Raw genomic sequence first — 16,327 nt, forward strand, 5'->3', positions numbered from 1 at the left:
TCGATTGTCTTTTCATGTGTCACGAAATCGAAGCTGCCGGAAGAGCGCGGCAAGAGAAAGCTGGGCAAAACGTTTGAAGCGCCGCAGTGCCGCGCAAAATTTCACGACCGCACCCCGGCAGCGCCCCTTGCAACAGCGTTTGTCGGGGCTTCAGCTTGCGAAACGCCCGGCGTCGGCACCGTAATAATTGATGTAGCGATCGGAAATCGAGGCAATCGGCAGCACCACGAGAACATCGGTGGTGTTGAAGGCATGGTCGACCACCGCACCCTCACCGACCATCGCGCCGAGGCGCAGATAGCCCTTGATCAGCGGCGGCAGGCCCGTCAGCGCCCGGCGACCGGATACGTCTTCGGCGCTCATCAGGTTCATGTCGACGGCCAGTTCGGCGCGGGCTTTCACCGCCCATTCGCCGGTGGCGCGGGCATTGTGATAGAGAAACGAGAGCGCCATGGCATGTTCGGCGGGGTCCGTGCCGTGGAACGACGCGCAACCGAACATCGCACCGATATTGTGCTTCAGCGCATAGGCCCAGTTGCCCTGCCAGAGCAGTTCAACAGTGCGCTTGCTGCGATAATCCGGCAGCACGCAGGAACGGCCGAGTTCCATGAAACGCACATCGGGATGGCGGGCGACGAGCTTGTCGGTCTGATACTCCGAATCGGAATAAAACCCGCCATGCTCCATGGCCACTTCATGACGCAGCAGCCGATAGGTTGCCACGATCTGATCCTCGACATCGCCATCCAGCTTGGTATCGAGCACCAGAAGGTGGTCGCAGATTTCATCCCACTGGTCGAAATCACGCTTGGCCCGCATCGCGTCAGCGGGAAGCCGAGCCTGCATTTCGTCGACAAACACGCGGTAGCGAACCGCTTGCGCGGCTTCGATTTCGCCCGGTGTGCGTGCAATACGGGTTTCCAGTGAGCCGATGCGGCCGAGGATACCTTCCTCCAGCAACGACTTGCTGACAGCCGGCGCGGCGCCGGCGCGTTCGGCAGCCTGAAGAAGGTCGAGCGCTTCCATGGTCATAGCGTGTTCCGGATCGTTCATCTTGGATGTCATAAACCATCTCACTGCGACACGTTCGTGACAGTCGCATCTCGCCGTTATGGAGGTCAAATTGTCCGAAAGAGGCTGTTCAATGTCATCACTGCGCCTCCTTGCATATACCGTTCTGGCATCTCCCTGTGGCCAAAAGACTAGTACATGGCAAGGGCGAGGTCCAGAATCTTTTGTCGCCCCGTCAACACGAAAACGATCCCGCAAGACACAAACGATGTCCGGCAATCTGTTGAAGAAAAAGTATTTTCCGGAGAACTTCGAACGAAGGCGAACACATCAACCCTCGCCGCGCCCCGCCCCCTTGAACAGGAATTCCTGGGCAAAGATCAGCACCGCGCCGACGGTGATGTAGCTGTCGGCAAGGTTGAAGATCGGGAAGGTCCAGCCGCCGATATGAAAGCGGATATAATCGACCACATGACCGTAGATGAAATGGTCGAGAATATTGCCGAGCGCGCCGGCAACCACCAGCGCAAAGCCCAAAAGCGCCCATGTCTGCCCCGGCGCGGTCTTGCGCCAGAGATAGATCACAACCGCCACGATCACCAGCCGCAGCCCGACCAGCGCCCAGCCATTGGTATCCGACAGAAGCGAAAAGGCGATGCCGGGATTATAGGTCTTGAAAAGCCCCAGAAACGGCAGGACCGGGATCATCCGGTGAAACGGCAGATAGACCTCGACCGCATATTTGATCGCCGCATCGACCAGCAGCGCAATGACCACAAAGGCTGCGGCGGGAACGGGACGCGAAAGCGGCGCGGTCATTGGCCGGCCTCCGGCGGATCGAGCGAGAGGAGATGGCGGCGCGCCTCGTAGAGCATCACCCCGGTTGCAACGGCAAGATTGAGCGAATCAGCCCTGCCCTGCTGGGGAATGCGGGCAAGGCGGCCGGCGCCGTCAGCCAGTTCGGCCGGCAGACCCTGCTGCTCGTTGCCCATCAAAAGCACCACCGGCCTTTTGCTGTAGTCGATGGTGCGGTAATCGACCGAACCCGCCAGATGGGTGGCAACAATCTCGGCGCCGCTGTTTTTCGCCCAGTCCAGGAATGCGCGCGGTTCGGTGCGGGAAACCGGCAGCGCGAACACCGAGCCCATGGTCGCCCGCACGGTCTCGATCGAAAACGGATCGGTGGTCTCGCCGACCAGGATCACGCCCGCGGCACCGGCGGCATCGGCGGTGCGGATGATGGTGCCGAGATTGCCGGGGTCACGAACCCGGTCGAGCGCGACATAGGTCTCGTTTTCTTCCGGGCGGATATCGCCAAGCGGCCGGTAGTGGCTTTCGAACACGCCGACGACCATCTGCGGATTGTCGCGCCGGGTGATCGCCGAAAGCACCTTTTCGGAGACCTCCAGCACCAGGCCACCGGAGGCGACCGTCTTGGCGGCAACCTTTTCCACCGGCGCCTTGCCCTTCGCGGCCTTGGCATAGATCAGCGTACGGATCGACCAGTTCAGCTCCAGCGCATCGATCACCAGCTTGAGACCCTCGGCCATGAAGGTGCCGGTCTCCTCACGGTGCTTTTTTTGCGAAAGCGCGCGGATATCCTTGATGATCGGGTTGGAAAGGGATGTGACCTCTTTCACCGTTCCCACGCGCGGCGCGCGTCTGTCATCTTTTTCGAAGCTCATTGAGGCAACCACCGCGCATAAAGGGATGTTGAAAGGGCACGACCGGGTTCATTGCCCGATAGTCCGCCCTCGCGAATAACCAGCTCACCCGATTCGACCACGCCGCCAAAGCCACGCATCGTCTCCATCATCAGTTCATGAACGGAATAGAAGCTGGCGCGGATCGAATAGGCCGTCAGCACGAAGCCGAGCGCATCCGGTTTAAGGATTGCCCGGCAAAGGTCCAGCATTTTCGGCAGATGTTCGAACAGCTGCCAGACCTCGCCATTGGGCCCGCGTCCGAATTTCGGCGGGTCGGTAAGAATGATGTCGTACTGATTGCCACGCCGCTGTTCGCGCTCGATGAACTTCATCGCGTCATCGCATATCCAGCGGATCGGCCGGTCATCGAGGCCGGACAGCGCCTGGTTCTCGCGCGCCCAGCCGATGGCCTTCTTCGAGGCATCCACATGGGTCACCTCTGCGCCCGCAGCCGCGGCAACCAGCGAGGCAACGCCGGTATAACCGAAAAGATTGAGCACTTTCGGCGCTCCTGCCGCGCGGCCGGACGCGTTTTTCAGCGCATCGCGCATCCACTGCCAGTGCGCCACCTGTTCGGGAAACACCCCGACATGGCGAAACGACGTGAAGCGCCCGAGAAAATCGATATCCATGATCCGCAGCGGCCAGGTCTCGCCCAGCGCGGCCTTGGGAAAACGCCAGCGCCCCATGCCATCCTCATCCGTGTCTCCGGTGAAGATCGCATCGGCATTGGCCCATGTCTTCTCATCCAGCAGCGGCGGCCACAGCGCCTGCGCTTCCGGGCGGACAATGCGGTAGTCGCCATATTGTTCGAGTTTCAGGCCGTGGCCGCTGTCGATCAGGTGAAACCCGTCGGCACAGACGGATTGCAGAATGCTTGGCACGCGCTCTGCCGGCCGGTCGCCATCGCGCAGCGCGATCCATTGCGGCTCCGGCTGGCGGCTGCGGCGCTCATTCTGCTTATCGCCGGACGGCGGGGATTTGCGCCGCTCGTCGGCCCGCGCTGCGGCGTGTCCGCCCTTGCGCGGCCGGTCAGGCTTTGCCTGCGGCTTTCCACCTGCCTTGTGGCGGCGTGTCTTGTCCTGTCTGGAAGGCGTCATAAAAGGCCATCATCCCGCAGTGTTCGAAAGCTGCGGTTTATCAGCCCTGTCGTAAAAATGGCAAGCCTCGTCAGCACGCCATGTCAGGAAGACGGCAGCTGGTCGAGCGGCTTTCCGGCCGAAACCTCGGTGGAGCGCGCCTTCTGCTTGTCGGCTTCCGCGCGCCACAGCGCCGCCTCGCGCTTGCTGGTTCTTGCCGTCTTGCGATACTTGCGCTGGGAGATCCAGGCAAAAAGCGCCCCGAGCAGAATGCCGAGAATGAAGGCGATGAAGATGTAGACGAAGAACGGCGCCGAGACGGAAAGCACCGTATCGGCTGCATTAAACGGGTTGAGCGCCATCGTGACCGACTGCCGGTTGGCAACCGACAGCAGAACAAGCACCACCCCGATGGGCAGCAGAATGACGAGATTGACAAGCTTTGACATCATGCGCCTCGAACGCGTTTTTCACTTTTTTAGCGGTCAGGCCCGCTCCCGCTAGCCATCGTCTTTCTGGTCGGGATTGAGGCGCTCGCGCAATTCCTTGCCGGTCTTGAAGAACGGCACCCATTTTTCTTCCACGAAAACGGTATCGCCCGTGCGCGGGTTCCGTCCCGAACGCGACGGCCGGTTCTTGACCGAAAATGCACCGAAACCGCGCAATTCGACCCGGTTGCCGGCAGCCAAGGCATCCGCGATCTCGTCAAGAATTGCATTCACGATATTTTCGACATCGCGGTGATAGAGATGCGGGTTACGCGCCGCAACAATCTGTACCAATTCCGACTTGATCACACCTAGCCCCTCAACTCTCTGATTTTCATCGCCAATCAGTCTGCCCGACAGACACGAGTCCGTCAACAAGTCCGCTCTGGTGAAAGGCACCTTCGCTGACAAACCAACCCATACCAACTGATTCGAGCAGTTTGGCCCCCATTTTTGCTAAACCGAACCCGAAACTATCCCTGTTTACGTTATCCCAGGACTTGATTTCAAGGGAGTCCGAAATGCCGTTGTCGGCAAGATAGGCCGAAATTGCATCGCGTCCGCCGATTTCATCGACAAGACCCGCCGCAACCGCCTGCCGTCCGGTGAGGATCCGCCCGTCCGCAAGCGCCAGCGCATCGCTCCGCGGCATGTCCCGGCGCTCGGCAACAAGGTCGACAAACCAGTCATAGCTGTCCATCACCATCGAACGCACCATGGCCTGGGCATCCGGGCTGGCATTGTTGAACGGCGACGGTTCCGCCTTCAGCGGCGCGGATTTGATCGAGTCGACCGAAATGCCGATCTTGTCGAGAAGCTCCTTGGCCTGCGGATACATGAAAATCACGCCGATTGAACCGGTAATCGAGGTATCGCCGGCAAAGATGCGGTCACCGGCAAGCGCGATCATATAACCGGCCGAGGCCGCCTGGGTGCGGATTTCGCTGACCACCGGCTTTTTCTCGCCCACCTCGCGCAAGGCCTTGTAGAGCGCCTCGCCGCCAAACGTCGTGCCGCCGCCGGTCGAAAGCGAGACGATCAGCGCCTTGGCCGCCGGATCGTCACCGATTTCGCGGATCGTCTCGAGCATGACGGGATCATCGCCGATCACGCCGGAAATGGTAAGCTGGGCGATATGCGGCCGGGACAGCATCGCGCTGCCCTGCGTCCCGCCATAGGTCCTGAAGACGGCAACGACCAGCAAAACGGCCACCACCAGTGCCGCCGCACGCCACCAGCCGACACGCCTGCGCAGGCGTCTGCGTTCGAGGATATCCGACAGATTCATCAATGACCTCACAGGTTTTTGAACGACGATCGCCGTCGACAAGGTTGGCGAATGTGCGTTCCGCCCACATCTGATGTCAATCGTAAACGGCTTTATTTTCCAAGGCCAAACTTGTTATCGCCGCCAAAACATACTACCTCTCCCCTCTGACAGGCAACGGCTCTGCACTCATGCGGGCATGGTTCGATGTCCGCAAAAGCCGACTGCGACACAGGCTTTTTTGAAACGGTGCACTATGAGTATTTCAACCACGGCGCAGCCCGGCAACGGCCAGCCCGGTTCTTCGATTGAAGAAAGTTTCCGCAAGGCCAAGCGGCACTCCGGCCATGTCCGTCGGCTGAAGATCATTCTGCCGCTTGCCGCCGTGCTGATCACGATCGGCCTGGTTGCCGCGACCTTCCTGCGCTCCATCGTTCCCGAAAACATCTCGCTCGATGCCGCCTCGATCGAGAACGGGATGATTGTGATGACCAATCCCGGCATATCGGGCCGCAATTCCGATGGCATCCGCTATTCGCTGAAGGCCGACCGCGCCCTGCTGCCGGCGACCAATCCCGACGACAGCAGCGTGCTTCTGGAAAATGTCGTTGCCAGCGTTCCCGTCGACGATACGGTCACGGCCGTGGTCGATGCCACCCGTACGCTGTATGACCGCGTCACCGAAAAGCTGACCATCAACGAGCCTTTCACGATCACGCTTTCGAACGGCATGACGGCGGACTTTTCCTCGGCCGAAATCGACATCAAGGGCGGCACGCTGGCAAGCGACACGCCGATTACCGTAACAGCGCCCCAGGCTTCCGTGGTTGCCCAAAACGTAAATATCGTCAATAACGGTCAGAAAATTCGGTTCGGCGGCGGCGTTCATGTTACCTTGTCGCCCGCGGCATTGGCCCAGACCGGTAAATGAGGTTTCAGATGGATCTGAGCAAATTGACAATCTGTCCGCCCCGCCGGTCGACCAAGGCCATGCTCGCCTTGCTGTGCACGCTGGCACTGCCGGTGTCGGAAGGGTTCGCGCAATCGACCCAGACGAGCGGCTTTCAGCTTTCCGGCAGCGAACCGATCGACATCAACGCCGATGAATTCGAGGTCGACGATTCGACGAAGCTCATTACCTTTTCAGGCAATGTGGTCGCCGTGCAGGGCGCCAATCAGGTCAAGGCCGGCCAGATGACCGTGCGTTATGCCGGCGGTTCCACCGGGATTGCTGCCGGTCAGGGCGATATCGAGCGGATTGACCTGAGCCGGGCCGTCAGCCTCGAGACAGATACCCAGACGGCAACCGGCGACACCGGCTATTTCGACATGACCGCCCAGCAGTTCGTGCTTGAAGGCAAACAGGTCGTGCTGAAGGAAGGCGAGAATGTATTCGTCGGCTGCAAGCTGACGGTCAACATGGCCACCAGCCGGGCCAAGCTGGACGCTTGTGGCGACCGGGTCCAGATCAGACTTAATCCGCAATCACGGCCGGGCAATTGATATCGCATGCCCAGAAAACCGACACAGAAAACACTTTCCACCGCAGATCGCCCTGCCGCCGCGGCAACCACATCGGGAAACGGTGAGGCTTCGCGCGAAAACGGCCGTTATGACGGCACGTTGATTGCACAGGGGCTGACCAAGACCTACCGAAGCCGGCGTGTTGTCAACGGCGTCTCGCTTGTCGTCAGACGCGGCGAGGCCGTCGGCCTTCTCGGACCGAACGGTGCGGGCAAGACCACCTGTTTCTACATGATCACCGGACTGGTGCCTGTCGATGAAGGCAATATCGTCCTGCACGGCCGCGACGTGACAGCGCTGCCGATGTATCGCCGGGCGCGCCTCGGTGTCGGCTATCTGCCGCAGGAAGCCTCGATTTTCCGCGGCCTCAGTGTTGAAAACAACATCCGGTCGGTTCTTGAACTGACCCCGCTGAAGAAGCGGGAGCGGGAAGAAAAGCTCGAACAGCTCATGGAAGAATTCGGTATTGCCAAACTGCGCAAGACATCGGCCGTGGCGCTTTCCGGTGGCGAACGCAGGCGCCTTGAAATTGCCCGCGCCCTCGCCACGGACCCCGATTTCATGCTGCTCGACGAACCGTTTGCCGGCGTCGACCCGATTTCCGTTGCCGATATCCAGAACCTGATCCGCCACCTGACGCGCCGCGGCATCGGCGTGCTGATCACCGACCACAATGTTCGCGAAACGCTCGGCATGATTGACCGCGCCTATATCATCCATGCCGGTGAAGTGCTGACCCATGGCAAGGCCGACGAGATCGTCGCCAACAGCGATGTGCGTCGATTCTACCTCGGAGACAATTTCAGTCTCTAGCACCCCTGCGCCGAAACCCGGATTCGGGCTTGATAAACAAGCAATTTTTGTGCCAATCTTCCTAAAAACGCGATAAAGAGTTCAGTACGCCAGCGGACGCTCTCGTTGCAGGCCGTTGCGATTTTGGGGTTTTGCTTTCGACATGGCATTAGGCGCCAATCTTTTTCTTCGTCAGAACCAGTCGCTGGTGATGACGCCGCAGTTGATGCAGTCGATCCAGTTGCTGCAAATGCCGCATGCGGAACTCAACCAGTTCATCGCCCAGGAGGTCGAGAAAAACCCGCTTCTTGAGGTTGCCGGCGACGAGGCCGCGTCCGACGACGGAACAGACGCCCCGGAAACGACGGACAGCGCAAGCCAGGACATGTCCAGCGACTGGTTTACCGATGAACGGCAAAGCGACAGCGCCGCGCATCTTGGCGACAGCCTGGACAGCAATTTCGAAAGCGTCTACGGCGATGACAACGCACCGGCGCGCCCGGATGCGCCTGAACTGCTGAGCCAGTGGAAGTCGATGCCCGGCAGCGGCGGCGGAGATGACCATGTCGATCTCGATGAATTCGTGGCGGGCAAACCCTGCCTGCGCGACCACCTGACCACCCAGATCGCCCTCACCTTCAAACGCCCGGACGAACAGGCCATTGCCCGCCACCTTGTCGACTATCTCGACGAGGCCGGTTACTTCCGGGCCGATACCGCCGAAATTGCCGAACGGACCGGATTGACCACGGAGCGGCTGGACGCGGTTCTTGAAAGGCTCAAGACGCTTGATCCGCCGGGCATCTTCGCCCAGTCGCTTTCCGACTGCATGCGTCAGCAATTGCTCCAGACCGGCGACTTCACCCCCGCAATGGCTGTTCTGGTCGACCATCTCGAGCTGGTGGCCCGCCGCGATTTCACCAGGCTCAAGAAGCTGTGCGGCGCGGATGAAGAAGAGCTCCTGAAAATGATGCAGAGCCTGCGCCGGCTGAACCCGAAGCCGGCCGGCGCCTTCAACAGCCACCCGCCCGAATCGGTTTTCCCCGATGTCATCGTGTCGGCCCGCAAGGACGGTGAATGGCAGGTGGAACTCAATCCCGACACCCTTCCCAGGGTTCTGGTCAACCGCTCCTACCTCACTCAGATCAAGGCGTCTCACGGCATGTCGGATGCCGACCAGACCTTTCTCAACACCTGCCTTCAGACGGCGAACTGGCTGACGCGCAGCCTCGATCAGCGCGCGCGCACCATCCTCAAGGTCGGAAGCGAGATCGTGCGCCAGCAGGATGCGTTCCTCAAACACGGCGTCGACCACTTGCGCCCGATGAACCTCAAGACCGTGGCCGACGCCATCAAGATGCACGAATCGACGGTCAGCCGCGTCACCTCGAACAAGTTCATCCTGACCCCGCGCGGCCTGTTCGAGCTGCGCTATTTCTTTTCCGTCTCGATCGCCTCCGATCAGGGCGACGGCAGTGCGCTTTCGGCAGAATCGATCCGTCACAAGATCCGCCGGATGATCGCCTCGGAAACACCGGAAAAGGTTCTTTCAGACGATGACATCGTTGCCGAACTGAAGCAGGAGGGAATCACGCTCGCCCGTCGCACCGTCGCCAAATACCGCGAAGCGATGAATATTCCCTCCTCGGTACAGCGCCGCCGCGAAAAACGGGCCCATGCAAAAGCCGTCGGCGCCTGAAGACGACCGGATTGCAGCGCCTTCAAAAGAGGTCGCCGGCATGATTGACTTCCTCCGGCATGAACGGTAGAGCATCCGCCGCAAGAGGGACGCCGCCTTTAGCGAACGAGACGAGACGCAGCTGCGTCAGGACAGGGTGCGCGGCGCACCGACCGCGCCCGGCGGAAAAATATGCAGAAGAATATTGCGGAAATCCCGCTGGCAAACGGCTGAAAAATGCCCACATGAGTTATGATGACGTTGTGTCATCGCAGTGCCGTACCGGACACCGGCGACCCCACTGCTGAAGTTCTTGGAGGAGAACGGCGTGTGGCTTAAACTGGTGGCCGCAAACGATAGAAGAAGGGAAGATCCATGAGTGTTCGCGTCTCGGGAAAACAAATGGAAGTCGGCGAGGCTTTCCGCGAAAAAATCGAAGATCAGATCGAGGAAGCGGTCACCAAATATTTTGACGGCGGCTATTCCGGCCAGGTCACCGTGGAGAAATCCGCAGGCGGTTTCGAGACCGACTGCAAGATTCATCTCGACAGTGGTGCCGTGCTCCACGCAGCCGGCAAGGCCCATGATCCGCAGGCCGCCTTCGATGCAGCATGCGAACGCATTGCCAAGCGTCTGCGCCGCTACAAGCGCAAGCTGAAGGATCATCACCAGAGCAACGGTCAGGCCGATTTCGCCGAAGTTGCCTATTCGGTGATGGACATGCCGGACGAGGATGATACCGAAATCCCGGAAGATTACGCGCCGGCAATCATCGCGGAAGCGAAGACCGAAGTGCGTACGATGGCGGTCGCAACAGCCGTCATGGCACTCGACATGACCGACAAGCCGCTGATGCTGTTCCGCAACCCGGACAACAAGACGCTCAACATCGTCTACCGCCGCCCCGATGGCAATATCGGCTGGATCGATACGGCCAGCATTCAGGGCTGAACCCCACTCCGGCGGGTGCCGTTCAGGCGCCCGCCCCCAAGCCGCAACCCAGGATACCAGGACATGGCCCTTGACGACCTGCTGAAACAGGAGGCGATCATCCCCGCCCTCAAGGCAAACTCCAAGAAGCAATTGCTGCAGGAGATGGCCGCCAGAGCGGAGACCGTGACGGGGGTGCCGGAGCGCGAAATCTTCGAAGTGGTGCTCCAGCGCGAGCGCCTCGGCTCCACCGGTGTCGGCAATGGCATTGCCATTCCGCATGGTAAACTCGCCAATCTCGATCATATCTGCGGGGTCTTTGCCCGTCTGCAGCACCCCGTCAATTTCGAGGCGCTCGACGACCAGCCCGTGGACCTGGCCTTTCTGCTGCTGGCGCCCGAAGGTGCCGGCGCCGACCACCTCAAGGCCCTGTCGCGCGTGGCGCGGCTGCTGCGCGACCAGGAACTGGTCAAGAAGCTCAGAGCATCCGATACGGAAAGCGCGATCTACGCATTCCTGAATTCCGATCCGGATTCGTCAGCGGCCTGAACCGCACCACCACAGACCGACCATCGAAAAAGGCGTTCCGCAACAGCGAAACGCCTTAAGACGTCTGACAAAGCTCGCCCCGCTCTCTTTCGTCACCCTCGGGCTTGACCCGAGGGTCTAAGCACGCATGAACACGACAAGCGTATCGGGTAAAAATCAATTTAAAACAATCTAATACGGACCACCAGCACCGCTCGTGCTGAGCGGTGGTTAGATCCTCGGGTCAAGCCCGAGGATGACGTCCGTAAAAAGGATAGGTTTGTCAGTAAACTGAAGGCGTTCCGTACCAGCGAAACGCCTTTATTTTTTTGCAACGACGCTGCCGTGATTATTCTTCGGGCTTGCCTTCTGGAGCCGGCTGTGCGGGTTCGGCCTTCGGCCCGCCCTTGGAAACGCCGACCATGGCAGGGCGCAGCACCCGCTCACCGATCGTGTAGCCGGACTGGACGACCTGCACCACGGTATTGGCCGGAATTTCCGGGTTCGGCACTTCGAACATCGCCTGATGGAAGTGCGGATCGAATTTCTCGCCTTCCGGATCGATCTTGTTGACACCGTGACGCTCAAGCGCTGACAGCATGGAGCGTTCGGTCATCTCCACACCTTCGATAAAGCCCTTGATTTCCTCGGTGCGCTTGTCTTCCGGAATGGCATCCAGCGCGCGGCGCAGATTGTCGGAAACACCGAGCATGTCGCGTGCAAACGCGGTGACGGAATAGGCCTTGGCGTCCTTCACGTCACGGGCGGTGCGCCGGCGCAGGTTTTCCATTTCGGCGGCAAGCCGCAGCAACTGGTCGCGCTGCTTCTCGTTTTCCTCACGCAGGAGATCGATCGGATCGGGCTCGACGGCCTCGGCCTCCGCAGCCTCGGTTTCGTCAACCGGCGTTTCGGCTTTCAGGTCGACCACCGTTTCGTTGATTTCCTCGTCAGTGCCGTTCTTCTTGGTCTCGTCGGTCATGACGTCTCCGCAAGTTTCATTTTGTTCTTTGAATCTCTCGAGCCCCGATATCGAGGTTCACTCCCGAAAAATCAAGGCCTCTCCCGCTATTCACATATGTCTGTTAGCGCGAGCGTGACAGACGCGACAGAAGATGCGCCGTATAATCGACCATCGGCACCACCCGGGCGTAGTTCAGACGGGTCGGTCCGATCACGCCGACAGCCCCGACAACCTGATTGTCGCTGTCACGATAGGGCGCTACGACCAGCGAGGAACCCGACAGCGAAAACAGCTTGTTTTCCGAACCGATGAAGATCCGCACGCCCGGGCCGCTTTCGGCAAGATTGATCAGCTCGATCAGGCTTTCCTTTTTCTCCAGATCGTCAAACAGCATGCGCAACCGGTCGATATCGGCAATATCGGCCACGCCTTCGAGAAGATTGGCCCGGCCGCGCACGATCAGGCGCCCCGGCTGCCCTTCCTTCGAACTGCCGGACCAGACCGCAAGCCCGCGCCCGACAAGATCCTGCGAAAGCTGGTCGAGCTCATGGCGAACCTCATCCTTCAGCTTACCCAGCACCGATTTCAGTTCCGGCAGGGTCTGGCCGTTCAGATGGGCATTGAGGAAATTCGCTGCTGCCGTCAGCTGCGAAGACGTAGTGCCCGCCGGCAGATCGATGATCCGGTTTTCGACCTCGTTGTGTTCGCCGACCAGCACCGCAAGCGCCTTTGTCGGCTCAAGGCGGATGAACTCGACATGCTTGAGCACGGTATTACTCTTCGAGGTCATCACCAGCCCTGCCCCGCGTGACATGCCGGACAGCATCTGGCTTGCCTCGTTGAGGAAGGCGTCAGCCGGCTGACCGCGATCGGCGGAACTCATCTGACGCTCGATTTCCGAGCGTTCGTTTTCGGCAAGATCGCCGATCTGCATATAGGCATCGACGAAGAAGCGAAGACCGCTTTCCGTCGGCAGACGTCCGGCGGAAACATGCGGGGCGTATATCAGCCCCAGTTCCTCCAGGTCACTCATCACATTGCGGACGGAAGCCGGCGACAGCGACATCGGCAACAGCCGCGAAAGGTTGCGCGAGCCCAGCGGCTCCCCGCTTTCCAGATAGCTTTCGACAATCCTGCGGAACACTTCCCGCGAGCGATCGTCCAGCGCCATCGCCGAATTGTCTGCCGTTGGTCTTTGATCTGATGTCATGCTTTGCTTTGCCGATCGTATGAAGCCTTCCCGCCTAATATAGTGTCACGGGGCGGCGGCGCAATTCGGTTTTGTGACATCGGCGCCTGCCGTTTTTCTTTGCAAAAGCCGCCTCTTCCTTCTAGAACCCCCGCAATTGAAACCGGAAGGATCACACCATGCGGCCGTCAGGCAGACAACTCAATCAGATGCGCAATGTCTCCTTCGAGCGTGGCTTCTCCAAACACGCGGAAGGCTCCTGCTTCGTGAAATTCGGCGACACGCATGTGCTGTGCACCGCTTCGCTTGAAGAACGCGTCCCCCCGTGGCTGCGCCATGCGGGCAGAGGCTGGGTCACCGCCGAATACGGCATGCTGCCGCGCGCCACCGGCGAGCGCATGCGCCGCGAGGCTTCCGCCGGCAAGCAGGGCGGCCGCACCCAGGAAATCCAGCGCCTGATCGGCCGTTCGCTGCGCGCCGTTGTCGACCTCGAAGCCCTCGGTGAACGCCAGATCAGCGTCGACTGTGACGTGATCCAGGCCGATGGCGGCACCCGCACCGCTTCGATCACCGGTGCATGGATTGCGCTCTACGACTGCCTGAAATGGATGGAAGCCCGCAGCATGGTCAAGGCCGACAAGGTGCTGAAGGACCACGTTGCGGCAATCTCCTGCGGCATCTTTGCCGACCAGCCGGTCATCGACCTCGACTATCTGGAAGATTCGTCTGCAGAGACCGACGCCAACTTCGTCATGACCGGCACCGGCGGCATCGTCGAAATCCAGGGCACCGCCGAGGGCAAGCCGTTTTCGCAGGACGAGTTCCTGACGCTGATGGGCCTTGCAAAGGACGGAATCGGCGAACTGGTCGAATTGCAGAAGAAGACCATCGCCGGCGCTTAAAGGAACCGCCATGCCGATTGCCGCCGTTCTGGAAACAGCCCTTTATGCCGCCGACCTTGATGCCGCAGAGGCATTTTACGGCGGCGTTCTCGGGCTGGAGAAGATCACCCGCGTCGGCAACCGGCATGTGTTCTTTCGCTGTGGGACGGGCGTGCTGCTGATCTTCAATCCGGATGAGACGGAAAAGCCCGCAAGCCCCGGCTCGCTTCCCGTGCCCGCCCATGGCGCACGCGGTCCGGGCCATGTCTGTTTCCGGCTGGAACACGACGACTTCGCCGCGATGATCGCGCGGCTTGAAACACACGATATTACCATCGAAAGCGATTTCTGCTGGCCCAACGGCGCCCGCTCTATCTATTTCCGCGATCCCGCCGGCAACAGCCTGGAATGCGCGGAAGCCAAGCTCTGGGGATTATAGGAAACCATGCGTAAACTCGACACCAAGACCATCGTTGTTGCCAGCCACAACCCCGGCAAGATTGCCGAAATCGCCGAACTGATCGGCCCGCTTGGCGTTTCGGCCAAATCGGCCGCCGAACTGTCCTTCGACGTACCGGAGGAAACCGGCACGACCTTTGTCGAAAACGCCACCATCAAGGCGCTGGCATCCGCCGAAAAATCCGGCCTGCCGTCGCTTGCCGACGATTCCGGCATTGTGGTTGACGCGCTTGACGGCGCGCCGGGCGTCTACACCGCCGACTGGGCGGAGACGGCGGACGGCAGCCGCGATTTCGCCATGGCGATGGAAAAGGTGGAAAAGGCGCTCGCCGAAAAGGGCGCGACCACGCCGGATGCCCGCACCGCCCGTTTCGTCTGCGTTCTCTGCCTTGCCTGGCCCGACGGCCACACGGAGACGTTCCGCGGCGAAGTGGAAGGCAATCTCGTCTGGCCGCCGCGCGGCGACAAGGGCCATGGCTATGACCCGGTTTTCCAGCCCGCAGGTCATATGAAAACCTTCGGCGAGATGGATGCGGACGAAAAGGCTGTCGGCGGGCCGGCCGATGGCGGCGCGCTCTCCCACCGCGCCCGCGCCTTCAGGCTCTTCACCGAAACAGGACTTGCGCTCTGACAACCGACCCGGCAGTGATGGCAGGCATCAATGGCGATGACGGCGAACCTGGCTTCGGCGTCTATCTGCACTGGCCGTTCTGTGCGGCCAAATGTCCCTATTGCGACTTCAACAGTCATGTCCGCCACCAGCCGGTCGATCAGGCACGCTTCGTCGCGGGTTTCCTGAAGGAAATCGACCATATGCGAGCGCGGTCCGGCCCCCGCACGGTCACCAGCATCTTCATCGGCGGCGGCACGCCCTCGCTGATGGCGCCGGAAACGCTCGGCGCCATTCTCGATGGCGTCGCTGGAGCCTGGCATGTGCCCGACGGGATCGAGATAACCCTGGAGGCCAATCCATCCAGCGTCGAGGCCGAACGCTTTCGCGGCTATCGCGCGGCCGGCGTCAACCGCGTTTCGATGGGCGTGCAGGCGCTGAACGACCGCGAATTGCGCTTTCTCGGCCGGCTGCACAATGTCGAGCAGGCGCTTGGCGCAATCCGGCTGGCGCGCGACATCTTTCCGCGCATGTCCTTCGACCTGATCTACGCCCGCCCCGGCCAGCGCGCGGATGACTGGGAACGCGAGCTCAATCAGGCGATAGACCTGGCCGCCGATCATCTGTCGCTCTACCAGCTCACCATCGAGGAAGGTACGCGCTTTTTTGCCCTTCACCGCGCCGGAAAACTGGTCATCCCCGATGACGACCATGCCGCCCGCCTTTACGAAATCACCCAGGCGGTGACCGCCGCGCGCGGGCTTCCGGCCTATGAAGTCTCGAACCACGCCCGGCCCGGTGCCGAAAGCCGGCATAACCTGACCTACTGGCGTTATGGCGACTATGCCGGGATCGGCCCGGGCGCCCATGGCAGGCTGGAAACGGCAGCCGGCCGGATGGCGACCGCCACCGAGAAACATCCCGAAACCTGGCTTGAAATGGCCGAAACAAACGGCCATGGCGTGATCGAGGAAAGCCCTCTCTCGCCGGAAGAACAGGCTGACGAACTGCTGCTGATGGGCTTGAGGGTCCGCGAGGGCGTCGATATTGCCCGCTGGTCGGCGCTTGCCGGAAAACCGCTCGACAGCGAACGCGAAGCCTTCCTGATGCAGCTCGGCCTGATCGAGCGGATCGGCAACAGCCGGCTGCGCGCGACACCGGAAGGCATGCTGCTGCTGAACCGTATCGTGACCGAACTTTCACTTTGACGCACAGGCTGGTAAA

19 protein-coding genes are annotated in these 16,327 nt (G+C 60.6%); 10 read left to right on the top strand and 9 right to left on the bottom strand.

Annotated elements, in window-relative coordinates; all coding sequences use genetic code 11:
- Nucleotides 1-150 precede the first annotated feature (150 nt).
- The 7 genes from ACHZCU_RS01100 to sppA form a co-directional block, all read right to left on the bottom strand.
- On the bottom strand, nt 151-1,026 hold the full coding sequence (locus tag ACHZCU_RS01100) for a GNAT family N-acetyltransferase (RefSeq protein ID WP_319519723.1): 876 nt from the start codon (nt 1,024-1,026) through the stop codon (nt 151-153).
- A 315-nt stretch (nt 1,027-1,341) separates the two neighbouring features.
- On the bottom strand, nt 1,342-1,830 hold the full coding sequence (gene lspA, locus ACHZCU_RS01105) for a signal peptidase II (RefSeq protein WP_319517316.1): 489 nt from the start codon (nt 1,828-1,830) through the stop codon (nt 1,342-1,344).
- On the bottom strand, nt 1,827-2,696 hold the full coding sequence (locus ACHZCU_RS01110) for an RNA methyltransferase (RefSeq protein WP_319517317.1): 870 nt from the start codon (nt 2,694-2,696) through the stop codon (nt 1,827-1,829). Before ACHZCU_RS01110 ends, lspA begins: the two co-directional genes overlap by 4 nt.
- Entirely contained in the window at nt 2,693-3,817 is a 1,125-nt protein-coding gene (locus ACHZCU_RS01115) for a class I SAM-dependent methyltransferase (RefSeq protein WP_319517318.1), read from the bottom strand. The genes ACHZCU_RS01110 and ACHZCU_RS01115 overlap by 4 nt, the downstream gene beginning before the upstream one ends.
- 83 nt (nt 3,818-3,900) lie before the next feature.
- On the bottom strand, nt 3,901-4,248 hold the full coding sequence (locus ACHZCU_RS01120; RefSeq protein WP_106311803.1) for a LapA family protein: 348 nt from the start codon (nt 4,246-4,248) through the stop codon (nt 3,901-3,903).
- Nucleotides 4,249-4,296: 48 nt separating this feature from the next.
- Nucleotides 4,297-4,593 (bottom strand): integration host factor subunit beta, encoded by a 297-nt coding sequence (locus tag ACHZCU_RS01125; RefSeq protein WP_106311807.1) that lies wholly within the window; start codon nt 4,591-4,593, stop codon nt 4,297-4,299.
- A 25-nt stretch (nt 4,594-4,618) separates the two neighbouring features.
- Entirely contained in the window at nt 4,619-5,572 is a 954-nt protein-coding gene (gene sppA, locus ACHZCU_RS01130; protein ID WP_319517319.1) for a signal peptide peptidase SppA, read from the bottom strand.
- Nucleotides 5,573-5,807: 235 nt separating this feature from the next.
- Between sppA and ACHZCU_RS01135 the strand changes: the two genes are divergently transcribed.
- The 6 genes from ACHZCU_RS01135 to ptsN all read left to right on the top strand — a co-directional run bounded on the left by ACHZCU_RS01135 (nt 5,808) and on the right by ptsN (nt 11,024).
- Nucleotides 5,808-6,482 carry an LPS export ABC transporter periplasmic protein LptC gene (locus ACHZCU_RS01135; protein WP_319517320.1) on the top strand — a complete coding sequence of 225 codons (675 nt, stop codon included), beginning with the start codon at nt 5,808-5,810 and terminating at the stop codon, nt 6,480-6,482.
- 8 nt (nt 6,483-6,490) lie between these two features.
- Nucleotides 6,491-7,054 carry an LptA/OstA family protein gene (locus ACHZCU_RS01140; protein ID WP_181190869.1) on the top strand — a complete coding sequence of 188 codons (564 nt, stop codon included), beginning with the start codon at nt 6,491-6,493 and terminating at the stop codon, nt 7,052-7,054.
- Between the two features lie 6 nt (nt 7,055-7,060).
- Nucleotides 7,061-7,888, top strand: coding sequence for an LPS export ABC transporter ATP-binding protein (gene lptB / locus ACHZCU_RS01145; RefSeq protein ID WP_319517321.1), 828 nt, complete (start codon nt 7,061-7,063; stop codon nt 7,886-7,888).
- Between the two features lie 142 nt (nt 7,889-8,030).
- Nucleotides 8,031-9,566, top strand: a complete 1,536-nt coding sequence (rpoN, locus tag ACHZCU_RS01150) for an RNA polymerase factor sigma-54 (protein ID WP_319517322.1) — start codon at nt 8,031-8,033, stop codon at nt 9,564-9,566.
- Between the two features lie 354 nt (nt 9,567-9,920).
- On the top strand, nt 9,921-10,496 hold the full coding sequence (gene hpf / locus ACHZCU_RS01155; RefSeq protein ID WP_106311823.1) for a ribosome hibernation-promoting factor, HPF/YfiA family: 576 nt from the start codon (nt 9,921-9,923) through the stop codon (nt 10,494-10,496).
- Nucleotides 10,497-10,559: 63 nt separating this feature from the next.
- Nucleotides 10,560-11,024, top strand: coding sequence for a PTS IIA-like nitrogen regulatory protein PtsN (ptsN, locus tag ACHZCU_RS01160; RefSeq protein WP_106311826.1), 465 nt, complete (start codon nt 10,560-10,562; stop codon nt 11,022-11,024).
- 328 nt (nt 11,025-11,352) lie between these two features.
- Here the strand turns inward: ptsN and grpE are convergent, their stop codons facing one another.
- Nucleotides 11,353-11,982 carry a nucleotide exchange factor GrpE gene (gene grpE, locus ACHZCU_RS01165; RefSeq protein WP_319517323.1) on the bottom strand — a complete coding sequence of 210 codons (630 nt, stop codon included), beginning with the start codon at nt 11,980-11,982 and terminating at the stop codon, nt 11,353-11,355.
- A 103-nt stretch (nt 11,983-12,085) separates the two neighbouring features.
- Entirely contained in the window at nt 12,086-13,174 is a 1,089-nt protein-coding gene (gene hrcA, locus ACHZCU_RS01170) for a heat-inducible transcriptional repressor HrcA (protein WP_106312918.1), read from the bottom strand.
- A 158-nt stretch (nt 13,175-13,332) separates the two neighbouring features.
- Between hrcA and rph the strand changes: the two genes are divergently transcribed.
- The 4 genes from rph to hemW are packed head-to-tail and all read left to right on the top strand — an operon-like array spanning nt 13,333 to nt 16,311.
- Entirely contained in the window at nt 13,333-14,055 is a 723-nt protein-coding gene (gene rph / locus ACHZCU_RS01175) for a ribonuclease PH (protein ID WP_319517324.1), read from the top strand.
- 10 nt (nt 14,056-14,065) lie between these two features.
- Nucleotides 14,066-14,473 carry a VOC family protein gene (locus ACHZCU_RS01180; RefSeq protein ID WP_319517325.1) on the top strand — a complete coding sequence of 136 codons (408 nt, stop codon included), beginning with the start codon at nt 14,066-14,068 and terminating at the stop codon, nt 14,471-14,473.
- 6 nt (nt 14,474-14,479) lie between these two features.
- Entirely contained in the window at nt 14,480-15,124 is a 645-nt protein-coding gene (gene rdgB, locus ACHZCU_RS01185; protein ID WP_319517326.1) for an RdgB/HAM1 family non-canonical purine NTP pyrophosphatase, read from the top strand.
- 17 nt (nt 15,125-15,141) lie between these two features.
- A complete protein-coding gene (gene hemW, locus ACHZCU_RS01190) occupies nt 15,142-16,311 on the top strand; it encodes a radical SAM family heme chaperone HemW (protein ID WP_319517327.1) in 1,170 nt (389 codons plus the stop codon).
- Nucleotides 16,312-16,327: the final 16 nt, after the last annotated feature.

This window comes from uncultured Martelella sp. (assembly GCF_963677965.2).
Taxonomy (GTDB): Bacteria; Pseudomonadota; Alphaproteobacteria; order Rhizobiales; family Rhizobiaceae; genus Martelella; species Martelella mangrovi.

Bases quoted from the DNA above. Each gene is read 5' to 3' on its own strand.
- ACHZCU_RS01100 (WP_319519723.1), bottom strand. From the start codon at position 1,026: ATGGAAGCGCTCGACCTTCTTCAGGCTGCCGAACGCGCCGGCGCCGCG.
- lspA (WP_319517316.1), bottom strand. From the start codon at position 1,830: ATGACCGCGCCGCTTTCGCGTCCCGTTCCCGCCGCAGCCTTTGTGGTC.
- ACHZCU_RS01110 (WP_319517317.1), bottom strand. From the start codon at position 2,696: ATGAGCTTCGAAAAAGATGACAGACGCGCGCCGCGCGTGGGAACGGTG.
- ACHZCU_RS01115 (WP_319517318.1), bottom strand. From the start codon at position 3,817: ATGACGCCTTCCAGACAGGACAAGACACGCCGCCACAAGGCAGGTGGA.
- ACHZCU_RS01120 (WP_106311803.1), bottom strand. From the start codon at position 4,248: ATGATGTCAAAGCTTGTCAATCTCGTCATTCTGCTGCCCATCGGGGTG.
- sppA (WP_319517319.1), bottom strand. From the start codon at position 5,572: ATGAATCTGTCGGATATCCTCGAACGCAGACGCCTGCGCAGGCGTGTC.
- ACHZCU_RS01135 (WP_319517320.1), top strand. From the start codon at position 5,808: ATGAGTATTTCAACCACGGCGCAGCCCGGCAACGGCCAGCCCGGTTCT.
- ACHZCU_RS01140 (WP_181190869.1), top strand. From the start codon at position 6,491: ATGGATCTGAGCAAATTGACAATCTGTCCGCCCCGCCGGTCGACCAAG.
- lptB (WP_319517321.1), top strand. From the start codon at position 7,061: ATGCCCAGAAAACCGACACAGAAAACACTTTCCACCGCAGATCGCCCT.
- rpoN (WP_319517322.1), top strand. From the start codon at position 8,031: ATGGCATTAGGCGCCAATCTTTTTCTTCGTCAGAACCAGTCGCTGGTG.
- hpf (WP_106311823.1), top strand. From the start codon at position 9,921: ATGAGTGTTCGCGTCTCGGGAAAACAAATGGAAGTCGGCGAGGCTTTC.
- ptsN (WP_106311826.1), top strand. From the start codon at position 10,560: ATGGCCCTTGACGACCTGCTGAAACAGGAGGCGATCATCCCCGCCCTC.
- grpE (WP_319517323.1), bottom strand. From the start codon at position 11,982: ATGACCGACGAGACCAAGAAGAACGGCACTGACGAGGAAATCAACGAA.
- hrcA (WP_106312918.1), bottom strand. From the start codon at position 13,174: ATGACATCAGATCAAAGACCAACGGCAGACAATTCGGCGATGGCGCTG.
- rph (WP_319517324.1), top strand. From the start codon at position 13,333: ATGCGGCCGTCAGGCAGACAACTCAATCAGATGCGCAATGTCTCCTTC.
- ACHZCU_RS01180 (WP_319517325.1), top strand. From the start codon at position 14,066: ATGCCGATTGCCGCCGTTCTGGAAACAGCCCTTTATGCCGCCGACCTT.
- rdgB (WP_319517326.1), top strand. From the start codon at position 14,480: ATGCGTAAACTCGACACCAAGACCATCGTTGTTGCCAGCCACAACCCC.
- hemW (WP_319517327.1), top strand. From the start codon at position 15,142: ATGGCAGGCATCAATGGCGATGACGGCGAACCTGGCTTCGGCGTCTAT.